The sequence below is a fragment of the Pseudomonas sp. FSO-7 genome (assembly GCF_059579345.1).
Window position 1 is genome coordinate 3,523,027 of sequence record NZ_CM184193.1, and the last position, 21,729, is coordinate 3,544,755.

The 21,729-nt window shown below is 62.8% G+C and carries 15 protein-coding genes; all 15 read left to right on the forward strand.

Annotation, left to right across the window (positions count from 1 at the left end; translation table 11 throughout):
* The first annotated feature begins 126 nt into the window (after positions 1-126).
* The 15 genes from AC515T_RS15425 (at position 127) to AC515T_RS15495 (ending at position 21,694) form a co-directional block, all read left to right on the forward strand.
* Positions 127-1,386, forward strand: coding sequence for an MFS transporter (locus AC515T_RS15425; protein WP_496529005.1), 1,260 nt, complete (start codon positions 127-129; stop codon positions 1,384-1,386).
* 3 nt (positions 1,387-1,389) lie between these two features.
* Positions 1,390-2,514 (forward strand): LuxE/PaaK family acyltransferase, encoded by a 1,125-nt coding sequence (locus AC515T_RS15430; protein WP_496529006.1) that lies wholly within the window; start codon positions 1,390-1,392, stop codon positions 2,512-2,514.
* A gap of 1 nt (position 2,515) precedes the next feature.
* A complete protein-coding gene (locus tag AC515T_RS15435) occupies positions 2,516-4,927 on the forward strand; it encodes an acyl-CoA reductase (protein ID WP_496529007.1) in 2,412 nt (803 codons plus the stop codon).
* A 53-nt stretch (positions 4,928-4,980) separates the two neighbouring features.
* Positions 4,981-6,252, forward strand: coding sequence for a phenylacetate--CoA ligase family protein (locus AC515T_RS15440; RefSeq protein ID WP_496529008.1), 1,272 nt, complete (start codon positions 4,981-4,983; stop codon positions 6,250-6,252).
* Entirely contained in the window at positions 6,252-7,196 is a 945-nt protein-coding gene (locus tag AC515T_RS15445; protein WP_496529009.1) for a GNAT family N-acetyltransferase, read from the forward strand. The genes AC515T_RS15440 and AC515T_RS15445 overlap by 1 nt, the downstream gene beginning before the upstream one ends.
* Positions 7,197-7,300: 104 nt before the next feature.
* The gene (locus AC515T_RS15450; protein ID WP_496529010.1) at positions 7,301-9,295 is read left to right on the forward strand and encodes a methyl-accepting chemotaxis protein; all 1,995 of its coding nucleotides are present in this window, start codon (positions 7,301-7,303) and stop codon (positions 9,293-9,295) included.
* A 166-nt stretch (positions 9,296-9,461) separates the two neighbouring features.
* Complete coding sequence (locus AC515T_RS15455; protein WP_060742242.1) at positions 9,462-9,908, forward strand: DUF411 domain-containing protein; 447 nt, start codon at positions 9,462-9,464, stop codon at positions 9,906-9,908.
* A complete protein-coding gene (locus AC515T_RS15460; protein ID WP_496529011.1) occupies positions 9,908-10,342 on the forward strand; it encodes a YqaA family protein in 435 nt (144 codons plus the stop codon). Before AC515T_RS15455 ends, AC515T_RS15460 begins: the two co-directional genes overlap by 1 nt.
* 85 nt (positions 10,343-10,427) lie before the next feature.
* Positions 10,428-11,459: an alpha/beta fold hydrolase gene (locus AC515T_RS15465; protein WP_496529012.1), complete on the forward strand. Its 1,032-nt coding sequence runs from the start codon at positions 10,428-10,430 to the stop codon at positions 11,457-11,459.
* Between the two features lie 11 nt (positions 11,460-11,470).
* Positions 11,471-12,433: a D-2-hydroxyacid dehydrogenase family protein gene (locus AC515T_RS15470; protein ID WP_496529013.1), complete on the forward strand. Its 963-nt coding sequence runs from the start codon at positions 11,471-11,473 to the stop codon at positions 12,431-12,433.
* A gap of 647 nt (positions 12,434-13,080) precedes the next feature.
* A complete protein-coding gene (gene glgA / locus AC515T_RS15475) occupies positions 13,081-14,652 on the forward strand; it encodes a glycogen synthase GlgA (protein ID WP_496529014.1) in 1,572 nt (523 codons plus the stop codon).
* Between the two features lie 7 nt (positions 14,653-14,659).
* Positions 14,660-16,462 (forward strand): malto-oligosyltrehalose trehalohydrolase, encoded by a 1,803-nt coding sequence (gene treZ, locus AC515T_RS15480; protein ID WP_496529015.1) that lies wholly within the window; start codon positions 14,660-14,662, stop codon positions 16,460-16,462.
* Positions 16,459-18,537 (forward strand): 4-alpha-glucanotransferase, encoded by a 2,079-nt coding sequence (gene malQ / locus AC515T_RS15485; protein WP_496529016.1) that lies wholly within the window; start codon positions 16,459-16,461, stop codon positions 18,535-18,537. The genes treZ and malQ overlap by 4 nt, the downstream gene beginning before the upstream one ends.
* On the forward strand, positions 18,534-21,320 hold the full coding sequence (locus tag AC515T_RS15490) for a malto-oligosyltrehalose synthase (RefSeq protein ID WP_496529017.1): 2,787 nt from the start codon (positions 18,534-18,536) through the stop codon (positions 21,318-21,320). Before malQ ends, AC515T_RS15490 begins: the two co-directional genes overlap by 4 nt.
* Positions 21,321-21,340: 20 nt before the next feature.
* A complete protein-coding gene (locus AC515T_RS15495; RefSeq protein ID WP_496529018.1) occupies positions 21,341-21,694 on the forward strand; it encodes a DUF2934 domain-containing protein in 354 nt (117 codons plus the stop codon).
* Positions 21,695-21,729 lie beyond the last annotated feature (35 nt).

The window sequence follows — 21,729 nt, forward strand, 5'->3', positions numbered from 1 at the left end:
CCTACAAGCTCAGGTCCGTTTTCCACTACTCATTGAAGGAAAAGGCGCCTTACGACCGTAGGAGTCGCCAACGTATTCTCGAAAAAGAAGTGAATTTCTTCTTTCGGAAACCAACGTTGGGACCCTATGCATAATCAGCCGCCCCGTTCTTCACCCATCCGCCTGACAGGCTTCTGCCTGGCGATCGCCCTCTTCGAATGCCTTACCTACCTGGCCAGTGACCTGGTCATGCCCGCCATGCTCAAGGTGACCCAGGACCTGGATGCGCCTGCGGGTCAGATCCCCTACGCATTCAACTTGTACCTGTTGGGCGGGGTCATGTTGCCGTGGTTGATCGGTCCGTTGTCGGATCGCCATGGCCGGCGCCCGTTCATGCTTGTCGGATGTGCCGGATTCGCGCTGGCCTGCGCGGCAATCACCCAGGTCACCAGCATGCAAGGCTTCAATGGGTTGCGCTTGATCCAAGGGATGGGGCTGGGCTTTGTGATTGCGGTCAGCTATCCCGCGATACAAGAGGTCTTTTGCGAATCCACTGCCGTGAAAGTCATGGCGTTATTGGGCAATGTTGCCCTTCTCTCGCCCCTGCTGGGGCCTTTGGCGGGCGGGCTGTTGCTGCAATGGCTGTCCTGGCGCGAACTGTTCATGTTGCTGGCCGGCCTCGGGACAGTGAGCTGGCTAGCCTTATGGTGGTTCATGCCGCGAAACATCGGTGCAGCGGTTCGCGTCCTAGGTAAAGCGCAGACCGTCGAGCCACTCGACATGCGTTTCCTTGTCCGGCGATACGGCGCTCTGCTGGGCCATTCGGGGTTCATGGCGGCCAGCGTCGCGCTGGGCTTGATGAGTCTGCCGCTCATTGCCTGGATCGGCCTGTCTCCATTGCTGTTGATCCAAGGCCAGGGCCTGACGCCACTGTTATACGGCGCCTGGCAGATTCCGGTGTTCTCTGCGGTGATCCTGGGCAATCTCCTGCTCAACGCCTTGGTCGAACGGGTCGGCGTGCGCCGGGTGGTCGGCTACAGCCTATGGCCCTTCTGCACCGGCTTGATCACGTTGGTCATTGCCAGCCAGTTCAGCCTTTCGTTGCCCGTGTTGATCGGTGCCCTGTCGGTCTATGCGATCGGGCTCGGCATGGGCAATGCCGCATTGTATCGGCTGGCCCTGTTCGCCAGCGAGGACAGCAAAGGGCTGGTCTCGGCCATGGTCGGGATGATTTCCATCGCCGTGATGAGCGTGGCGGGCTCGCTGCTGGCACTGCTGGGGGCCGGGGCGAGCCTTGAATCCTTCGCATTGATGGTCGGCATCGCCGGGTTCTGCTGTCTTTTGCCATTGCACCTGTTCAGGTTGCAGCCGTTACCCACGCCTGAATTCACCGTTGCGGAGGAATAGCTGATGATCCATTTTCCCTATGCTGATGCACTGTGCGCATTGCACCGTCCGTATGACTGCGATTCGGTACCTGCGGGCCTGTTCGACAAAGCCATGGCTGAGATCAGCCTGTTCCACAGTCAACACACCCCCGGTTATGGAGACTGGCTCAACGCCAATGGACTCTCGGTCGATGACCTGGAACACCTGACGGACTGGTCGCGCCTGCCACCGATCTACGCCAGTTACTTCAAGCAGAGAATGCTCCTCAGCCCCACCGCCGAAGGCGCGCTGGAGCTCACCTCCTCGGGTACCAGCGGGCAGAAAAGCCGCATGTGCTATGACGAGCGCAGCATGGCGGCGGCCCAGGGAATGGTCGCGAACATTTTCGAACACTACGGCTGGTCTTCACCTGAGCCATGCAACTACCTTCTCTTCAGCCATGAACCCGAAGCCGCCAATCGGCTCGGCACAGCGTATACCGATCAGTTTCTGTGCCGCTTCGCACCCGCCAAACGCGTCGCCTACGCGCTGCGACGTACCGGGAAAGGCCACGACTTCGACGTCTTTGGCGTCATCAATGCCCTGCAGTCGTTCGCCGAAGAGGGGCTCCCAGTGAGAATATTCGGCTTTCCAGCGCTGCTGTGGCATGTCCTCGAACGCATGCGCGAAACCGATGTAGATGACCTGAAACTGGCCCCCGGGTCGCTGGTTTTCCTGGGGGGTGGCTGGAAGAAACAGGCGGCCCAGGAAATCCCTCGCCATCAGGTCTACGAACGCATCACCCGGCAGTTGGGCATTCACGCCCAGAGGTGCCGCGACGGCTACGGGGCGGTCGAACACGCGGTGCCTTACATCGAATGCGCCCACCATCGATTCCACGTGCCGGTCTATTCGAAAGTCTTCGTGCGTCACCCCTCGGACTTCGGCGTCCAGCCTTTTGGCGAGCCGGGGTTACTGTCATTCGTCTCGCCCTACATCTCCTCGAGCCCCGCGCACGCCGTGGTGATGAGCGATCTGGCGACCCTGCATCCGGCCAATTGCGCGTGCGGCCTGCCCACCCAGTGGTTCGAACTGCACGGCCGCGCCGGCACCAGTGCCAGTCGAAGCTGCGCCATGGCTGCTGCCGAATTGATCAAGGAAAACTGACATGTATCTCATCAATGGCCAACTGAACGTCGAGCTGACGCTCGATGCCGCACTTAAACGCCTTCAAGCGCAACTGCCCGCCCTGCTGCAAGCCCCGCCTCGCAGCGAAGAGGTGCTCGACTGCGCGGAGGCGTTCGTGCACTGGCTGCGTACGGCGGCCCCGGATTCTTTGCTCGATGAGGATCAGCGCCAAGCCTTGGTTGCCTTCTGCGAACGTCAGCAGTTGGAACTCAAACTGGAGCGGGAGCTGGGCACCGACGCGCGCTCACTCCGGCGCATCGATTACGGCGATGGCGCGTTCGAAAGCTGGCAGCCACTGGGCCTGGTAGTACACGTGACGCCGGGCAACTCACCGTTGCTGGGATTCTGCGCAGTGCTGGAAGGCCTGCTGGCGGGTAATGTGAACTGGTTGCGCCCCAGCACCCGTGATGGCGACCTCACGGCCCGGCTGCTGGCTGCATTCGTGGGGTGCGATCCGGGCGGCCGCTTGCACGATTATCTGGCGGTACTGCCCGTCCCCTCGCGGGAGGCCGGCCGTCTCTTTGCGCTGGCGCACGGCGTCAGCGCCTGGGGCGGCGAGACAGCCTTGAAGGCGTTGCGTGAGCAGATTCCGAGTGGCTGTCGCTGGATCGATTGGGGCCATAGGATCAGCTTCGCCTATATCACGCCGCTCGCTGCCAGCGCGCAGGCGCTGGATGATCTGGTTGATGAAGTTTGCCGCCTCGATCAACAGGCCTGTTCCAGCCCGCAATGGTTGCTGGTGGACAGCGATGAGCCTGCGCAAGTACAAGCATTGGGCAGCGCTTTGGCCACCGCGTTCGAACGCCGGACCGGGCGTTGGCCCACCCTGGAACCCACTGCCGCCGAAGCCTGCGAGATCACGACCCGGACGGCGCTGGCCCGCCTGGATTACAGTTTCGCCAAGGAAATCGGCCAGGTCTGGGCGGGCCGCGATTGGCGCATCCTCTGGGAACACCACCGCAGACTGCAACCCTCCCCGCTGTTTCGCACGCTGTTGCTACGGCCAGTACCCGAAGCGATGCTCACTGAAACCCTGCTGCCATGGCGGAACGTGCTGCAGAGCTGCGCACTTATCTGTGAGCCGGAACGGGCACCTGCACTGGCGCGCCGTCTGATAAGCGCCGGCGTTTCCCGCGTGGCGTCCACTGCGCAGATCCAGCAGGGCTATGACGGCGAACCCCACGATGGCGTATACGCGCTCCAGCGATTGAGTCGCCGTGTATCGGTCGGACTTGAACCTGATGCAGCGAGCCAACGCGTGACGCTGGATGCACCTGCGCCAGCCTTGTCCCATGACGCCTCGACACCGATCATGGACAAGGCCGCATTCCTCGCCCTGCCCCCGGCGCCGCAGGCACAACTGTTCTTCCGCTCGGGTGGCAGCAGTGGCGCCCCCGTGCTGTCTCCCTACACTTACCGCGATTTCGATCACCATATGCGCGCCGCCGCCGACGGGCTGCGCGCGGCGGGCCTTGAACCTGCACAGGATCGAGTCATGAATTTGTTCTATGGCGGCAGCCTGTATGGCGGATTCCTGAGTTTCACGAAAATCCTGGAACAGATGAACGTTGTGCATTACCCGATGAGTGCGCCACCAGACGATAACTTCGAGGAGATCGCGCAGTTGATCGTTGCTCACCGGATCAACACGCTTATCGGCATGCCAAGCACCCTGCAGCGACTGTTCTCTTCCCAATACGTAGCGCTCCAAGGCTACGGTGGCGTTCGCAAGGTCATGCTGGGTGGCGAGCACTTGGGGCAAGACAGCCGCACGTTATTCCAGCGATGCGGGGTCACCTGCATTCGCTCGGCCATCTACGGCACCGTGGATGCAGGCCCGCTCGGCCATGCCTGCATCGGCAGCGACGACGGCGTGTTCCACCTGATGGATAGCCTCCAATCGCTGGAGATCGTCCATGTGGAACAAGACGCTCCCGTCAGTCAGGGGCAGACCGGACGCCTGCTGTTCAGCTCCCGCATCCGCCAGGCGCGCCCTCTCCAGCGATATGAGGTTGGCGATCTTGGACGCTGGGTTTACGACCCATGCACGTGCGGCCTGGAGTCGCCGAGATTCGAGCTGCGTGGGCGCCACGGCCGCTTGGTGCGCATCGCGACGGAATTCATCAATACCGGCGAACTGGCCGAGCGGGCGCAAGCGGCCGTCCAGATCGTGCTCGACCATCAACGCAGCGGTTCCGAGCATTTACTGATCCGCACCGATGGCGACGCCGAAACGGTACGAAGCAAAGTGCTGGAGATCGCGCCGCTACGTGCGTCCGTCAATGCCGCGTTGCTGGTCGTGGAAGTGCAGAGCTGTCCGGTCGAGGGTTTCGAACGTAACAAACACAGCGGCAAAGTCCCGCTGGTGATCGACCGCAGGATGCCCGGCTAGTTGATCTCGCCCGCCATTCGATAAGCAGACTTTTAAGCCTTGAGAAAATCCTGATGAATGCTTCTTTCTCCTACGAGCAATGGTTCAACCATATCCGCACGTATTCGACGTTTTATAAAGGGCAACTAGGCCATTTACCTGGCCAGGGGTGGGATTTCAATCAGCTACCCATTGTGGATGTAAATGAATACTGGAGAGGGAGTCATGACCTGAACAACTGGCAGGTACTGACCGCTGAAATCAAGGATGCACTGGTTTTCAAAACCGGCGGTACGACCAGCCAAGGCAAACTGTCGGTATACACCCACGCGGAATGGCAGCTGATGCTCGATTGCTTTGGGCGCAGCCTGTCCGCCCAACTGGGCACTGGGGATCGGATCGCCAATCTGTTCTTTTCGGGAGACTTATATGCCAGCTTCCTGTTTATCCACGGAGCGCTTTGCTGCGTAGACACCCCCATTACCGAATTCCCTTTCTCCGGGTCGGTGGACTTCGACGTATTGGCCGATGCTATCGCCGTACACCGCATCAACGTGCTGGTGGGTGTACCTGCGCATTTGTTGGCGTTCGCCAGCCATGTCAATGGCCAAGGGCGAATGCTGCCACAGGTCACCACCGTGCTGTTTGGCGGCGAAAACCTGTTCGAAAGCCAACTGCCGACACTCAAGCGCGCCCTCCCGAATGCTCGCTTCGCGTCAATCGGATATGCCAGCGTCGATGCCGGGCTGGTGGGTGCCAGCACACCGGACTGCGGCTTGGGCGAGCACCGTGTGTTTGATGAACAGACGCGGGTGGAAATCCTCGACGAGCTGAGCGGCGAGGTGATCGAGGCGTGTGGTCAGGCTGGAAACCTGGTGGTGACGAACTTCACCCGGACCCTGATGCCGATTGTCCGATACCCGGTGGGAGACCGGGCCATCTGGTGCGAGCCTGCCGGCACCCCCCAGCGCAAGTTCGCCCTTCAAGGGCGCAGTGCTGAAAGCCGTCGCGTACGGGTTGGCGTGTTGTCGCTGTTTCCCGAAGACATCGGCGAGATCACCCGGCGCGTGGGCGGCGGTTTGCAGTGGCAATTGCTCATCGAGCACGTCCAGGGCAATGACCGGGTGTCGCTCAAGTGGGTATCCGACGCACAGGCGCACGCTGGCCAAACCCGATCCCGTGCGCTGAAGGCCGCCTTGATTGAGCAATACCCAGGGCTCAAGCAACTCCACCTTGACGTCCAGGCGTGCAACCCATGGGAGTTGGAACGCCACCCCCGCTCCGGCAAGCACCTGTCGATAGTGGATCGTCGGGTCTACGCGCCCCTGGCATCGAGGAGCGCCTGATGAGCCATTTCGTTATCCGACCGTTCAGGTCTACGGACAGTGTCAGCACCTGCGAGCTGTTCCGCCGGGTGTATGGCGATTACTACGTCTCGCCTGACGTCTACATGCCGCAGGTGATTGGCCAGCACAATCTGCTGGGCCGCTGGCATTCGCTGGTCGCCGTGACAGGCGACCGCGTGGTCGGCCATGCCGCGCTGTGCCGCCACGGGCCGGTAACGCAAGACGCTGAGCTGGCGCTGGTTGCGGTGGACCCCGAGCTACAAGGCCGACAAATCGCCACGCAACTGGGACAACAACTGGTGGACGGCAGCCGGGAGCTTGGGCTCGCCAGGCTGTCGATCAAACAGGTCACCAGCCATTCCTACAGCCAACGACTGGCCCAACGGCTTGGTTTTCACAACGTCGGTTTGCTACCCGACTATGTGCCCTCGCCGTTCGCAACGGACCAGTCCGAAACCATTGTGATCGGCTGTCAAGTCGTCAGCGGCCACCTTCGACCGCTGTCGGAGCGCCAATGGCCTGCGCAATACCAATGGCTGATGGCTCCGCTGGCATCACAATTCGGGACTTGCCCTGACGAGGGTCCTGCCGGGGTACAGCCATTGCGCATCAACCATCTGCCCGGACGAATCGACATCGTGGCAGCGCGCGTAGACGCCGGCCTCGTCGAGCAGTTGCGCCGCCTGCCGGTCCACTGGCCACTTTCGGTGCGGCTCGGACTCGGTCGGCACTTCAACACGGACTGTCGCCTGCTGATGACCGCCGGGTTCTTCTTCACAGGGATAATGCCCATCGACACCGCACAAGGCTGGCAGGCACTTTTCCACCGGGTTGCACAGCCGAGCAGACTCAGCCTGTATTCCGCTCCCATGCAACGGCTCCATGATGACTGGCAGGCTCGCGCCCAAGCCTGGAAAGACACCCAGGCCAGCTCGGCCGCCTGACGAAAGCGGTACGCGGCATTCAAGCTCCCGGCCAGGAAGCCGACACAAATTGGAACGCTCATCCCATTTGCTTCCGACAGACGCCCCTGTGCAAGGAATACCCCATGCCGTCATTGCGCACCATTCAGGCCCGCTACACGTTGTTTCTGGTTCTGTTCATGCTGGTGTTATCGATCCTGACCGTCGTCGGCATCAGTTACCTGGTCGCTCCCAAGCTGCGCTATACCGAGGAGCAAGTGGCATTGAACCGCATCGCCGAAGTCGCCGAGCAGATCCAGGGCGAACTGAACAAGGTGCAGGCGCAGCAACGCAGCATCACCCAGACCATCCCGCTGCTCGACAGCGATGCCATCGACAAAGTGTTGCCGGGGCTGGTGGACCAGTACGGCGAGTTGAAAGTCTTCGGCGGCGGGATCTGGCCATTGCCTAACCAGCGGGCCGAGGGACGCAGCAAATTCAGCACGTTCTGGCACCGCGACGCGTCCGGCAAACTGGTGGTCAATACCTTCTGGAACAGTGACGCCGCGCCCAACTATTACGAGCAACCCTGGCACAAGGGCGGCATGGCCACCCCACCGGGCAAATGCGCCTGGGCCGCGGCCTATAAAGACGACGCCAGCGCCGAACCGCGCACCAACTGCGCCATGGCCATCCAGAAAAACGGCGTGCCTTACGGCGTGTCCACCATCGACGTGACCCTGGGCTTCTTCAATGAACTGGTGGCACGCAAGGAAGCCGACCTGAGCGCCGAGATGCTGATCGTCGAAGGCGACGGCAAAATCATCAGCAACAGTTCACGCATCAGCGGGCCGATCGTGCTGAAGAACATCAGCGAACTGGCGGCCACCTCGCCATTCGCCGCCCAGATCAAGGCGGGCCTGGCCAAGCGCGACCAGCCGTTGCAGCGGGTCGAGTTCGACAACAAGGGCGAGGCCAGCACCTTCTTCATGCGCCCAATCGAAGGTTCGCCGTGGTTCCTTGCCACCGCATTGCCGACCCGCCTGATCACCGCCCAACGCGACGATGTGCTGAGCACGCTGAGCCTGCTGCAGATTCCGATGGTGATCCTGCTGGTCTTGATACAGCTTTACGCAATCCGCCAGTTGACCCATCGCATGAAGGTGCTCAAAGGCAACATCGACGCCTTGTCCACGGGCGATGCCGATCTGACCCGACGCATCACCATCCGGGCCGAGGATGAATTGGGCGCGATCGGGCACTCGGTCAACCGCTTCATCGCTTACCTGCAAGGCATGATCGGTGAAGTCACCCAGGCCACCGGCGCCATGGCGTCGAGCCTGGGCGATCTGCAACGGACCTCGGCCCATACCAGCGAAATCCTGATGCGCCACGCTTCGGAAACCGACCAGACCGTGACTGCCATCACTCAGATGAGCTCCACGGCTGAAAGCGTCGCCCAAAACGCCGCCGAGACCGCGGCGTTCACCCAACGCGCCAACGAGCATGCCGATCGCTCCCGCGTGGTGGTCGGTGAGGCGTCTAACAGTGTGGTGGCGTTGATCGATGAAGTCGCCAGCGCCACCCGCAAGGTCGAGAGCATGCAACAGGACGCCCAGCGCATCACCGAGATCCTGGGTGTGATCGGCGCCATCGCCGGGCAGACCAACCTGCTGGCGCTCAACGCCGCCATCGAGGCCGCTCGGGCCGGCGAGCAAGGCCGTGGTTTTGCCGTGGTGGCCGACGAAGTTCGCGCCCTCGCCGCCCGTACCCAGGCCAGCACCTCGGAAATCAACGAAATGCTGACCCGCCTGACCCAAGGCGTGAGTTCATCGGTCTCGGCCATGGAAAACACCCAGGCCAGCTGCCAGTCGGCCGCCGACGCGACCTCTCGGGTCAACTCGGGCCTGGACGAAATGGCCGGCTCGGTCAGCCAGATCAACAGCCTGAGCACCCAGATCGCCACGGCCGCCGAGCAACAGAGCGCGGTGACCGAGGAGATCAATCGCAGCATGGTGCAAATCCGCCATATGGTGGAGGAACTGGTGGAAAGCGGCCTGGCCAGCGAGAACAACACCCGGCAACTGTTGGAGGCCAACACGCGGGTGAATGCGATCATGGGGCGGTTCAAGGTGCGCTAGTCCCCTCCAGACATAGACCTGTGGCGAGGGAGCTTGCTCCCTCGCCACAGAGGGGGCGTTGCCCTTGCAACCTGACAATTGTGTAATCCCCGCCCCAGCCCCCTGTCAGCTCGTGCTCGCTACTCTGTTATCCTCCCTCCAAACCGTTCGACACGAGACCACCTCCATGGCCAACCCCCTGCACCTGCTCGCCTTGAGCGCCCTGTTCATGACCACCCTGGCCCAGGCCGCCGAACCCGTCACCATCGATGTGCACCGCGACGCCAATTGCGGCTGCTGCAAGAAGTGGATCTCGCATCTGCAAGAAAACGGCTTCAAGGTCAACGACCATGTCGAGGCCGACATGAGTTCGGTCAAGCAACGCCTGGGCGTGGCGCCAAACCTGCGTTCCTGCCACACCGCCGAAATCAACGGCAAATTCGTCGAAGGCCATGTCCCGGCCGACCAGGTGCTGGCGCTGAGCAAGCGCGATGACTTGCTCGGCGTGGCCGCGCCGGGTATGCCCATGGGCTCGCCCGGCATGGAAATGGACGGCATGAGCGATGCTTATCAAGTGATTGGCCTGAAGAAAGACGGGACCCAAACCGTAGTGGCGGATTACCCGGCCCACTGATGGGCGAAGCCTATATCGGCTTGTTCCTGGCGGCTTTCGGCGCGGCGACCTTGCTGCCGCTGCAATCGGAGGCCTTGTTGGTCGGCCTGTTGCTCAGCGAGCGCTACGCTGTCTGGCTGTTGCTGGGGGTCGCCACGCTCGGCAACGTCCTGGGGTCGCTGGTGAACTGGTGGTTGGGCATGCGCCTGGAACACTTCAAGGACCGGCGCTGGTTTCCGGTCAGCCCGGCGCATCTGGACAAGGCTCGCGCGCATTACCAGCGCTTCGGCCGCTGGTCGCTGCTGCTCAGTTGGTTGCCGATCATCGGCGATCCGTTGACCCTGGTGGCTGGGGTGATGGGCGAGCCGTGGCGGCGCTTCCTGCTGATCGTGACCGTTGCCAAAGGCCTTCGCTATGGCGCTCTCGCCCTCGCCACGCTGGGCTGGATGGGTTGAACATTCGGGCCGTTCGGTTGCCTGTGGTTAATGTCGCCATAATCGGGTCGCGCCAGGATCGGCGGCGGCCACAAGGAGATTGACCATGTCCCGAACCTCCACGCGCTGGTTGCCCAGCCTGTTCCTCAGCACCGCCCTGCCCCTGCTCGCCCAGGCCGCCACCCCGCCGGAGGGCCCGGCCTACGGCGCCCAGTTGGAGGGCTTCGAATACCCCTATACCCTCAAGCATTTCGCCTTCCAGTCCCAGGGCAAACCCTTGCAGATGGGCTATATGGACGTGCCGGCCCAAGGCAAGGTCAATGGCCGCACGGTGGTACTGATGCACGGCAAGAATTTCTGCGCCGCCACCTGGGGCGATTCGATCAAAGCGCTGAGCGAGGCCGGCTACCGGGTCATTGCCGCGGACCAGGTCGGCTTCTGCACATCGAGCAAACCCGAGCACTACCAGTACAGCTTCCAGCAACTGGCGAACAACACCCAGGCCTTGCTCAAAGCCCTCGGTGTACAGAAAGCCATTGTCCTTGGCCATTCCACCGGCGGCATGCTCGCCACTCGGTACGCCTTGCAGTTCCCCGATCAGGTCGAGCGCCTGGCAATGGTCAACCCCATTGGCCTGGAGGATTGGAAAGCCCTGGGCGTGCCCTATCGCACCGTGGACCAATGGTACGCCCGTGAGCTGAAAGTCACCGCCGAGGGCATTCGCAATTACGAGCGCACGACGTATTACGCCGGCCGCTGGAAACCTGAGTTCGACCGTTGGGTGGACATGCTCGCCGGCTTGAACAAGGGCCCGGGTCATACGCAAGTGGCGTGGAACTCGGCGCTGATCTACGACATGATCTTCACCCAGCCGGTCTATTACGAGTTCAAGGACCTGACCGTACCCACCCTGCTGTTGATCGGAACCTCCGACACCACCGCCATCGGCAGCGACATCGCGCCGCCGGCGGTAAAGGCCAAATTGGGCCACTACGAGGTGCTGGGCAAGCAGGTGGCCGGGCTGATTCCCCGCTCGACCCTGGTGGAGTTCCCCAATCTGGGGCATGCCCCGCAGATGGAAGAGCCGGATCGGTTCCACAAGGCCCTGCTGGGCTGGCTGGACAAACCCATTCCCTGACGAGGTGATCCATGGCGGTGCAAATAGCAGTCATAGACGATTGGCAAGATGTGGCACGCGATGTGGTGGACTGGTCGGTGCTGGACAGCGTCGGCCAAGTGACGTTTCTCCACGACTACCCCGCCGACCGCGACACCCTCGCCGAACGCTTGCAGCGCTTCGAGGTGATCTGCGTGATGCGCGAACGCACGGTGTTCGACGAAGGCCTGCTGCGCCGCCTGCCCAATCTCAAGCTGCTGCTCACCGGCGGCATGCGCAATGCCGCCCTGGACCTGAAGGCCGCCGCCGAACTGGGTATCCAGGTGTGCGGCACCGACAGCTACAAGCACGCCGCGCCCGAACTGACCTGGGCGCTGATCATGGCCTTGACACGCAACCTGGTGCAGGAAGCCACTGCCTTGCGCACCGGCCTGTGGCAGCAAGGCCTGGGCGGCGACCTGCACGGCAAGACGCTGGCAATCCTCGGCCTGGGCAGCATCGGGACACGGGTGGCGCAATTCGGCCAGGTGTTCGGCATGCGGGTCATCGCGTGGAGCCAGAACCTCAGCGCCGAGCGGGCCGCCGAAGTCGGCGTGACCTATGTCAGCAAGCAGGCGTTGTTCGAACAGGCCGACATCCTCTCGATCCATCTGGTGCTCGGCGAACGCACCCGCGGCCTGGTGGACGCCCAGGCGCTGGGCTGGATGAAACCGCAAGCGCTGCTGGTCAACACCTCCCGCGGGCCGATCGTCGACGAAACCGCCCTGATCGACGCCCTCCAGCACCAGCGCCTGGCTGGCGCCGCCCTGGACGTCTTCGCCCAGGAGCCCTTGCCTGCCGCCCATCCATTCCGAACCCTGGACAACGTCCTGGCCACGCCTCACGTGGGTTACGTCAGCCGACAGAATTACCAGTGCTTCTATTCCCTGATGATCGAAGACCTGCTGGCCTGGGCGACGGGCAGGCCGATTCGATTGCTGACGCCGACGGGTTGAATCGAGCCCAATACCCAGAACACTTCTTCCTGTGGGAGCGGGCTTGCTCGCGAATGCTGTCTGTCAGTCACATATTTGCTGACTGATACACCGCATTCGCGAGCAAGCCCGCTCCCACAGAAATAGCGTGTTTCCCTTGCGGAAAATGGCCATCAAAACGCCTCTATTCCACCCGCCCTCTGATGGTGCAGCACGCTATTCCATCGCACACGCCAATGAACCAACGCCCTCCCCCTACACTTTTTCCTTTGCAGGAAACTGCACTTCGTCGGTGCGTATTCCCCTTCGTCGTGTAAGACATTGCCGCTAAAAAACGTGATTGTCGGACAATACGACGAACCGAGGCGCACCGCTCTAGGATCTGACCTAGACTGCCTAACCGGGGGGAAAACCGACCGGTCATCCAGACGAAAAAAAGTCGAAACTTTTCGCAACGGCGACAGGTCAGGTTAGAGGTAGGGCAACAGCGACTGGTGCAGTCCTTGCACTGGTCCTTGCAACAGCTCCTTCAGCTGATTCGCTTCGCCGCGTTTGGGTAGCCGTTCGCTTTCCTTGCGTTGCGCTTGTGCGCCTGGCCGCAGGATTTGGCCAATGAAACAACAGCTCTGGCGCGTGCCGGAAACAGATCGAGAAAATGGGAGATATTTATGATCAGTGCTGCCTTGGAACCACAACACGTCCGTTCTCAATTACCGCCGGCGGCCGAATCGCCGACGGCCCCGGTGCTGGCCACCGGCGGCAAGGCACTGCTCCCCGTCGTTCGACAGAATCCCAATCGCAAGAAGGTCTTGTTCGTCACCTCGGAAATCGCCGACCTGGTCAAGACCGGTGGCTTGGGCGATGTGTCCTCGGCACTGCCCCGGGCCATGGCCGGGCTGCATGATGTCAGGGTGCTGATCCCTGGTTATCCGCAGGTGATGAACAGCGGCAATCCGATCCACATCGTCGGCGAACTGGGCGGCCACGCAGCGCTGCCACCCTGCAAGATCGGGCGCATGGACATGGCCGACGGCCTGGTGATCTACGTCCTGATCTGCCCTGAACTGTTTGCTCGCGAAGGCTCTCCCTACGGTGCCAACAACGGCCGCGACTGGCCCGACAACCACATTCGCTTCGCCCGCCTGGGCCTGGCCGCCGCCGACATCGCCGCCAACCTGGCGCAGATCCACTGGTGCCCGGACCTGGTCCACGCCCACGACTGGCCAGCCGGGTTGGCGCCGGCCTACATGCACTGGCGCGGGCAACGCACCCCGACCCTGTTCACCATCCACAACCTGGCTTACCAAGGTGTGGTCAGCCTGGCGTCCTGCCCGGAACTGGGCATTCCCGAACACGCCCTGCAACAGGAAGGCATGGAGTTCTACGGCAAATTGTCGTTCCTCAAGGCCGGGATGGCCTACTCCAGCCATATCACCACCGTCAGCGCCACCTACGCCCAGGAGATCACCACTCCAGCATTTGGCTGCGGGCTCGACGGTTTCCTCGCGGCCAAGACCCAACAAGGCTTGCTCAGCGGCATCCCCAACGGCATCGATGAAAGCTGGGACTCGGCCACCGACACCCACCTGTTCCGCCAGTTCGCGATGGGCGACTGGGAAGGCAAGGCCGTCAACGCGCGCCATGTGCGGGAACTGTTTGGTCTCGACGATTCCACCGGCCCGCTGTTCGCCGTGGTGTCGCGCCTGGTCTACCAGAAAGGCCTGGACCTGACCGAAGCGGTCGCCGAGTTCATCGTCGAGTCCGGCGGCCAGATCGCCATCATCGGTCGCGGCGAACCGGAGGAAGAACAGGCCATGCGTGAATTGGCGCTCCGCTTCCCCGGCCGCATTGGCGTGCGCATCGGCTTCAACGAAACCGATGCGCGGCGGATGTTCGCCGGCAGCGACTTCCTGCTGATGCCGTCGCGCTACGAGCCCTGCGGCTTGAGCCAGATGTATGCCCAACGTTTCGGTTCGCTGCCGGTGGCGCGCAATACCGGAGGCCTGGCGGACACCATCGAGGATGGCATCACCGGCTTCCTGTTCGATGAATCCACCGTGCAGAGCTACCAACAGGCCTTGAGCCGGGCCTTCAAGGTTTTCGAATTCCCCGACCTGCTCAACGCCATGCGCTGCCGGGCCATGTCTGCACCGTTCAACTGGTGCAAGGCCGTGGAACCCTACGCCGAACTCTACGAACAGCTGGTGGCGAAGTCACTGGGAAAATCGGCCAGACAATGAGGTAACAATGACGTCAAGGACGCCTGAGACATGGACCCACGGGGCAGTCATGCTGGATGACGAGCACACCCGCTTCGCCCTCTGGGCCCCGGATGCTTTTTTTGTCAGTGTCGAACTCGACACTGGAGATTCAATACCGCTACTGCCCCAAGCCGACGGCTGGTTCATGATCCAGACCCGTTGCCCCGCCGGCACCCGCTATCGCTATAACATCGATGGCGAGCTGGAGGTGCCGGACCCGGCCTCTCGCGCCCAGGCCGGCGACATCGACCGCCACAGTGTGGTGGTCGACCCACATGCCTACCCCTGGCGTCACACCCAATGGTCCGGCCGCCCCTGGAACGAAGCCGTGATCTACGAATTGCACGTGGGCGCCCTGGGCGGTTTCAACGGCGTCGAACAGCATTTGGCCCGCCTGGCCGGGCTGGGCGTCACCGCCATCGAGCTGATGCCACTGGCGCAGTACCCCGGCGATCGCAACTGGGGCTACGACGGGGTCTTGCCCTACGCGCCCCAGGCTTCCTACGGCACCCCTGAACAGCTCAAGCATCTGATCGACAGCGCCCACGGCCATGGGCTGTCCGTCATCCTGGATGTGGTTTACAACCACTTCGGCCCCGACGGCAATTACCTGCACCGTTATGCCAAGGGCTTCTTCCGCGAAGACAAGCACACGCCGTGGGGCGCGGCGATTGATTTTCGCCGCCGCGAAGTGCGGGACTTCTTCATCGACAATGCGCTCATGTGGTTGCTGGAGTACCGTTTCGACGGCCTGCGCCTCGACGCGGTACACGCCATCGAAGACCCGGACTTTCTCCAGGAACTGGCGGCCAGGGTGCGCGAGCAGGTGGACCCGGTGCGGCACGTCTGGCTGACCGTGGAAAACGAACACAACCAGGCCAGCCTGCTGGAACAGGGCTACGACGCCCAGTGGAACGACGATGGCCACAATGCCCTCCACGTGCTGCTGACCGGTGAGACCGACGCCTACTACGCCGACTATGCCGAGCAACCGACGGAACAACTGGCACGCTGTCTCAGTCAGGGTTTCGTCTTCCAGGGCCACACCAATCGCCACGGCGAATCCCGGGGCGAACCCAGCGGTCACTTGCCGCCGAGCGCGTTCGTGCTATTCCTGCAGAACCACGACCAGATCGGCAACCGTGCCCTGGGCGAGCGCCTGCATCAGCTCGCCGCGCCCCAGGCCTTGCAAGCGGCCACGGCCTTGTTGCTGTTGTCACCGATGATCCCGCTGCTGTTCATGGGCGATGAGGTGGCGGCCGAACAACCGTTCCTGTTCTTTACCAGCCACCATGGCGAGCTGGCAGAACTGGTGCGCGAAGGCCGACGCAACGAGTTCAAGGCGTTCAGTGCCTTTGCCGATCCGCAGACACGCAAGCGAATTCCCGATCCCAACGCGGCCAGCACCTTCGAGGCCTCACGGCCAAGCCTGGAACCGCAACGACCGGAACAACAGGCCAGCGAGGCGCTGTATCGCCAACTGCTGAAAATCCGCCGTGAAGAGATCGTCCCGCGCCTGCCCGGCGCCCAGGCCCTGGGGGCCGATGTGCTGGGCCGTGGTGCCGTCAGCGCACGCTGGCGACTGGGCGATGGCAGTGTGTTGCGCATCGACCTGAACCTGGGCGACCAGCCCGTCGAACACCACGCCCCGGAAGAGGCACGCATTCTTTTCGAACATCCGCAGCAGGTCGCAGGTCTGTTGCAACAGGGCGTCCTTGCGCCCTACAGCGCGCTGGTCAGTCTGACGCAGGCGACAACCTTGCCCAACATCACTGGAGAGCGCCTATGAGCGATGCGCAACTGGAAATCCTCGCCAGCCGAGCGGGCCTGGCGGTGGATTGGATCGATGCCAATGGCCGGCCCCAGAAAGTCTCGCCGGCGGTCTTGCGTTCGGTCCTCACCGGCCTGGGCCATCCGGCCGGCAGCGCCCAGGAAATCGATGCCAGCCTGCTGCAGTTGCAGGAAGATCAGCAGAACCATCAATTGCCACCGCTGATCACCGCCGACGTCGGGGCCAGCCTGGACTTGAGCCGTTACTTCGAGGCCGGAACGCCCTGCGAAATCAAACTCGAAGACGGCGCGACACTGAACCTGAACCTCGATACCGACGCCAAGCTGCCGGGCATGGTCCCGGTGGGTTATCAGCACGTCAGCATCCGGGACCAGCATTTCACCCTGGCCGTGGCGCCCGCCCGTTGCTATAGCGTGGCCGATGCGGTGGACGACCCTACGCCACGGGCCTGGGGCCTGAGCGCGCAGTTGTATGCCTTGCGACGCCCCGGTGACGGTGGCTTCGGTGATACCCAGGCCCTGGAAGAACTGGCGCGGGTGGCTGGCGAGCGCGGTGCCGAGGCCATTGCCATCAGCCCGATGCACGCGATGTTCAGCAGCGACACCGGGCGCTACAGCCCTTACTCGCCGTCCAGCCGACTGTTCCTCAACAGCCTGTACGCCGCCCCCGGCACCATCCTCGGTGAACGCGCCCTGCGCACCGCCATCGACGCCAGCGGCTTGACCAATCAACTGCGCAACCTGGAAGAACAGCCACTGATCGATTGGCCAGTCGCCGCCCAGGCCAAGCAGAAAATCCTCCGCGCCCTGTACGACGGGTTCAGCCAGGGCGCGCACCCGCTGCACGAGGACTTCAGCAGTTTCCGCCACACCAGCGGCGAAGCCCTGGAAAACCATTGTCGCTTCGAGGCCTTGCAGGCCGAACGCGCCGCCCGCGGCGAAAGCCTCGACTGGCGGCAGTGGCCGGAAGAATGGCGCGATCCACGCAGCGCGGTCCTGGCCCATTTCGCCGAAGAAAATGCCGACGAAATCGGTTTCTACGCCTTTTGCCAATGGTTGATCGCCCGTTGCCTGGAACGCGCCCAGAGCGCAGCCAAATCCAGCGGCATGGGCATCGGCCTGATCGCCGACCTGGCGGTGGGGGCCGATGGTGGCGGCAGCCAGGCCTGGAGCCGACAGGACGAGCTGCTCGCGTCGTTGACCGTGGGCGCACCGCCGGACATTCTCAACCGCTCCGGCCAAGGCTGGGGCATTTCGGCGTTCTCCCCGGAAGGCCTGGTGCGCAACGGCTTTCGCGCATTCATTGAAATGCTGCGAGCCAACTTCGCCCACGCCGGTGGCCTGCGCATCGACCATGTCATGGGCTTGCAACGGCTCTGGGTGATCCCTAACGACGCCCCGCCCAGCGATGGCGCCTACCTCTATTATCCAGTGGATGACCTGCTGCGCCTGCTGGCATTGGAATCCCATCGTCACCAGGCCATCGTATTGGGCGAAGACCTCGGCACCGTGCCGGATGGCCTGCGGGACAAACTCAGCGCCCGCTCGATCCTCGGCATGCGCGTGCTGTTGTTCGAACAGGACAACACCCACTTCAAGCCCATCCTCGACTGGCCGGACAACGCCCTGGCGACCACCAGCACCCATGACTTGCCGACGCTCAACGGCTGGTGGCACGGTCACGATATCGACTGGAACGCCCGGCTGGACCTGATCGATTCCCCCACCGAAATGGACTGGCGCAAACACCGCGAGCGCGAACGCGAAGGCCTGTGCCAGGCGCTCAACCAGGATCCGCAGAACTTTCGCGAAGAACACCGCGAGACCGACCAGGTGCTGGATGCCAGCGTGCGCTTCCTCGGTCACACCCGCGCACCGCTGGTGTTGTTGCCGCTCGAAGATGCCCTGGGCATCGAGGAACAGGCCAACCTGCCCGGCACCATTGACACCCACCCTAATTGGCGCCGCCGCCTGGCCCAGCCGGCCCAGGCGCTGCTGGATCACCCGGACGCCGCCCGGCGTCTGGAAATACTCGCCTGCGCGAGACTTCAGGCGAACGAGCGTGACCGATGAAACAGACGTTGATCCAACCCCTGCGGGCAACATTGCGCCTGCAGTTTCATAAAGGCTTCACCCTGGACGATGCCATCCCCCAGGTGCCGTACTTCGCCTCACTGGGCATCAGCCACATTTATGCCTCTCCACTGCTCAAGGCCCGGGCCGGCTCCATGCACGGCTACGACGTCGTCGACCCGACCCTGGTCAACCCCGAACTGGGTGGCGAAGCCGCGCTCAAGCGCCTGGTTGCAGCCTTGCGCGAGCACCGGATGGGCTTGATCCTCGACATCGTCTCCAATCACATGGCCGTCGGCGGCAATGACAACCCCTGGTGGCTGGACTTGCTGGAATGGGGACGCCTGAGTCCCTACGGGGAGTTCTTCGACATCCAGTGGCATTCCCCGGACCCGCTGATGGAAGGCCAGTTGTTGTTGCCGTTCCTGGGCAGCGACTATGGCGTGGCGTTGCAGGAAGGCACCTTGCAACTGCGCTTCGACGCCACCCACGGCAGCTTCTACGTCGAGCACTACGAACACCGCTTCCCGATTTGTCCGATGCACTATGGCGAGCTGCTCAAACCCGCCGAAACCCTGCCCGTCGAGCAGGCCGAAGCACTCAAGACCCTGGCTGAACGCTTCACTACGCTGAATTACCAGACCGATGCCCACACCCTCGCCCGCCCGCTGCAAACGGAGTTGCAGGCGCTGGCGGCACACGCCGACCTCCTGGCCGCCATCGAGGACAACCTGGCTGGCTACGACTCCACTCAGCCCCAGGGTTTCGAACGCCTGCATCAGTTGCTGGAACGCCAGAGCTACCGCCTCGCCAGCTGGCGCACCGCGGCGGACGACATCAATTGGCGGCGCTTTTTCGATGTCAACGAACTGGGCGGGCTGCGGGTCGAACGTCCGGCGGTATTCGAAGCCACCCACGCCAAGATCTTCGAGTTGATCGGCGAAGGCTTGGTGGATGGGCTGCGCATCGATCACATCGACGGCCTTGCCGACCCTCGTGGTTACTGCCGCAAATTGCGCCGGCGCGTGGATTCGCTGTCGCCAACCCGACACCTGCCGATTTTCGTCGAGAAGATCCTCGGCGATGGCGAAACATTGCGGCGGGACTGGAACATCGACGGCAGCACCGGTTACGAATTCATGAACCAGGTCTCGCTGTTGCAGCATGATCCGGCCGGCGCCGCTCCCCTCGCCGAATTCTGGAGCCGGCACAGTGAGCGGCCGGCGCACTTCATCGAAGAAGCCCGCCTGGCCCGCCAACAGATACTCAATGGCTCCCTGGCCGGGGATTTCGAAAGCGTGGCCCAGGCCCTGCTGCAAGTGGCTCGGGACGATGTGATGACCCGCGACCTGACCCTGGGCGCGATTCGACGGGCTTTGCAGGAGTTGATCGTGCATTTCCCGGTGTATCGCACCTACATCACGCCCATGGGTCGCTCTGCTGAAGACGAGGTGTTTTTCAACCAGGCCCTGGAAGGCGCCCGGCAAACCCTCAGCGAAGCCGACTGGCCGGTGCTCGATTCCCTGGCCGGCTGGCTCGGTGGAATGCCTTGGCGGCAACGCCCGCGCGGCAGCCAGCGCAAACGCCTGCGCCACGCCTGCGTACGCTTCCAGCAATTGACTTCGCCAGCCGCCGCCAAGGCCGTGGAGGACACCGCCCTCTATCGCTCGGCGGTGCTGTTGTCGCGCAATGACGTGGGCTATGACACCGAGCGTTTCAGCGCCCCAGTGCAAGCGTTCCACCAAGTGTGCGTCGAGCGTCTCGAACATTTTCCCGACAACCTGATGACCACCGCCACCCACGACCACAAGCGCGGCGAAGACACCCGCGCCAGGCTTGCCGTGCTCAGCGAACGCGCCGACTGGTACGCCGCCAGCGTGGAACAATGGCGCATCCTCTCGCCTTCGCTGCACAGCGATCCGGCGGCGCCTTCGGCCGGCGATGAGCTGATTTTGTACCAGGCGCTGCTTGGCAGCTGGCCGCTGGACCTCGACCTCCAGGACCACAAGGCGCTGGCCGCCTACAACGAGCGCCTGTGGCAATGGCAACGCAAGGCCCTGCGCGAAGCCAAGCTGCAAAGCAGTTGGGCGGCGGTCAACGACGCTTATGAACAAGCCACCCAGATGTTCCTTGAACGCCTGCTGCTGGGCGATGAGGGGCTGCCCTTGCGCAGCGCCATCGCCGAAGCGGTCCAGGCCGTGGCCCCGGCGGGTGCCCTCAACAGTCTGGCGCAAACTTTGCTGCGCATGACCGTACCCGGCGTACCGGACCTGTACCAAGGCAACGAGTTCTGGGACTTCAGCCTGGTGGACCCGGACAACCGCCGCCCGGTGGATTTCCAGGCACGCCGCGAGGCGATGTGCGCCGACAACACCCCAGCCGCGTTGGTGCGCGATTGGCGTGACGGCCGGATCAAGCAGGCATTGATCGCCCGGACATTGGCCGTACGGGCCGAGTATCCGCAGTTATGGCGCCAGGGTCGCTACCAACCGCTGGAAGTGCTCGGTGAGCAGGCCCATCGGGTATTGGCCTTCATGCGTGAGGACTCGCAACAACGGGCGATCGTTGTCGTACCGATCCATGCGGCGCACTTGCTGGAAAACAGTGCCGTGCCGCTGGTGGCTGCGTCGGATTGGGGCGATACCCGCGTATCGTTACCGTTCGCCGCCCAGGATGAAAAACTGAAGGGACTTTTTTCAAGCGTCACAGTCACACCCCAAAGGGAGCTGCTGATCAGCGCCGCGCTGGGGGATTTCCCGGTCAATGTCTTTATCCAATCTTGAGTTGAATCAGGAGCACTGCGATGAGTACCGACGATAAACGCATTCGCGAATTCGCCTATCAGATCTGGGAGTCCGAGGGTAAACCCACCGGGCAGGAAAAACGCCACTGGGAGATGGCGCGCAAGCTGGCTGAAGCTGAAGCACTGGCACCCAGCAAGCCACCCAAGGCCGCGAGTAAATCGGCGGCCAGCAAAACCGATGGCGCCAAGCCTGCTGCTGCCAAGAGCACCACGGCCAAGCCCGCCGCGAAGAACACCACGGCCAAGGCCAAGCCAGCGGCCAAGTCTTCCACGGCGACTACAGCGGTAGTCGCACCGGCGGACAAGACCGCCGACAAGAAGCCTCGAGCACCGCGCAAGCCGCCGGCGGTTTGATTTCACCTGCGTCATCGGTCTCGAGCAAGCGCTTC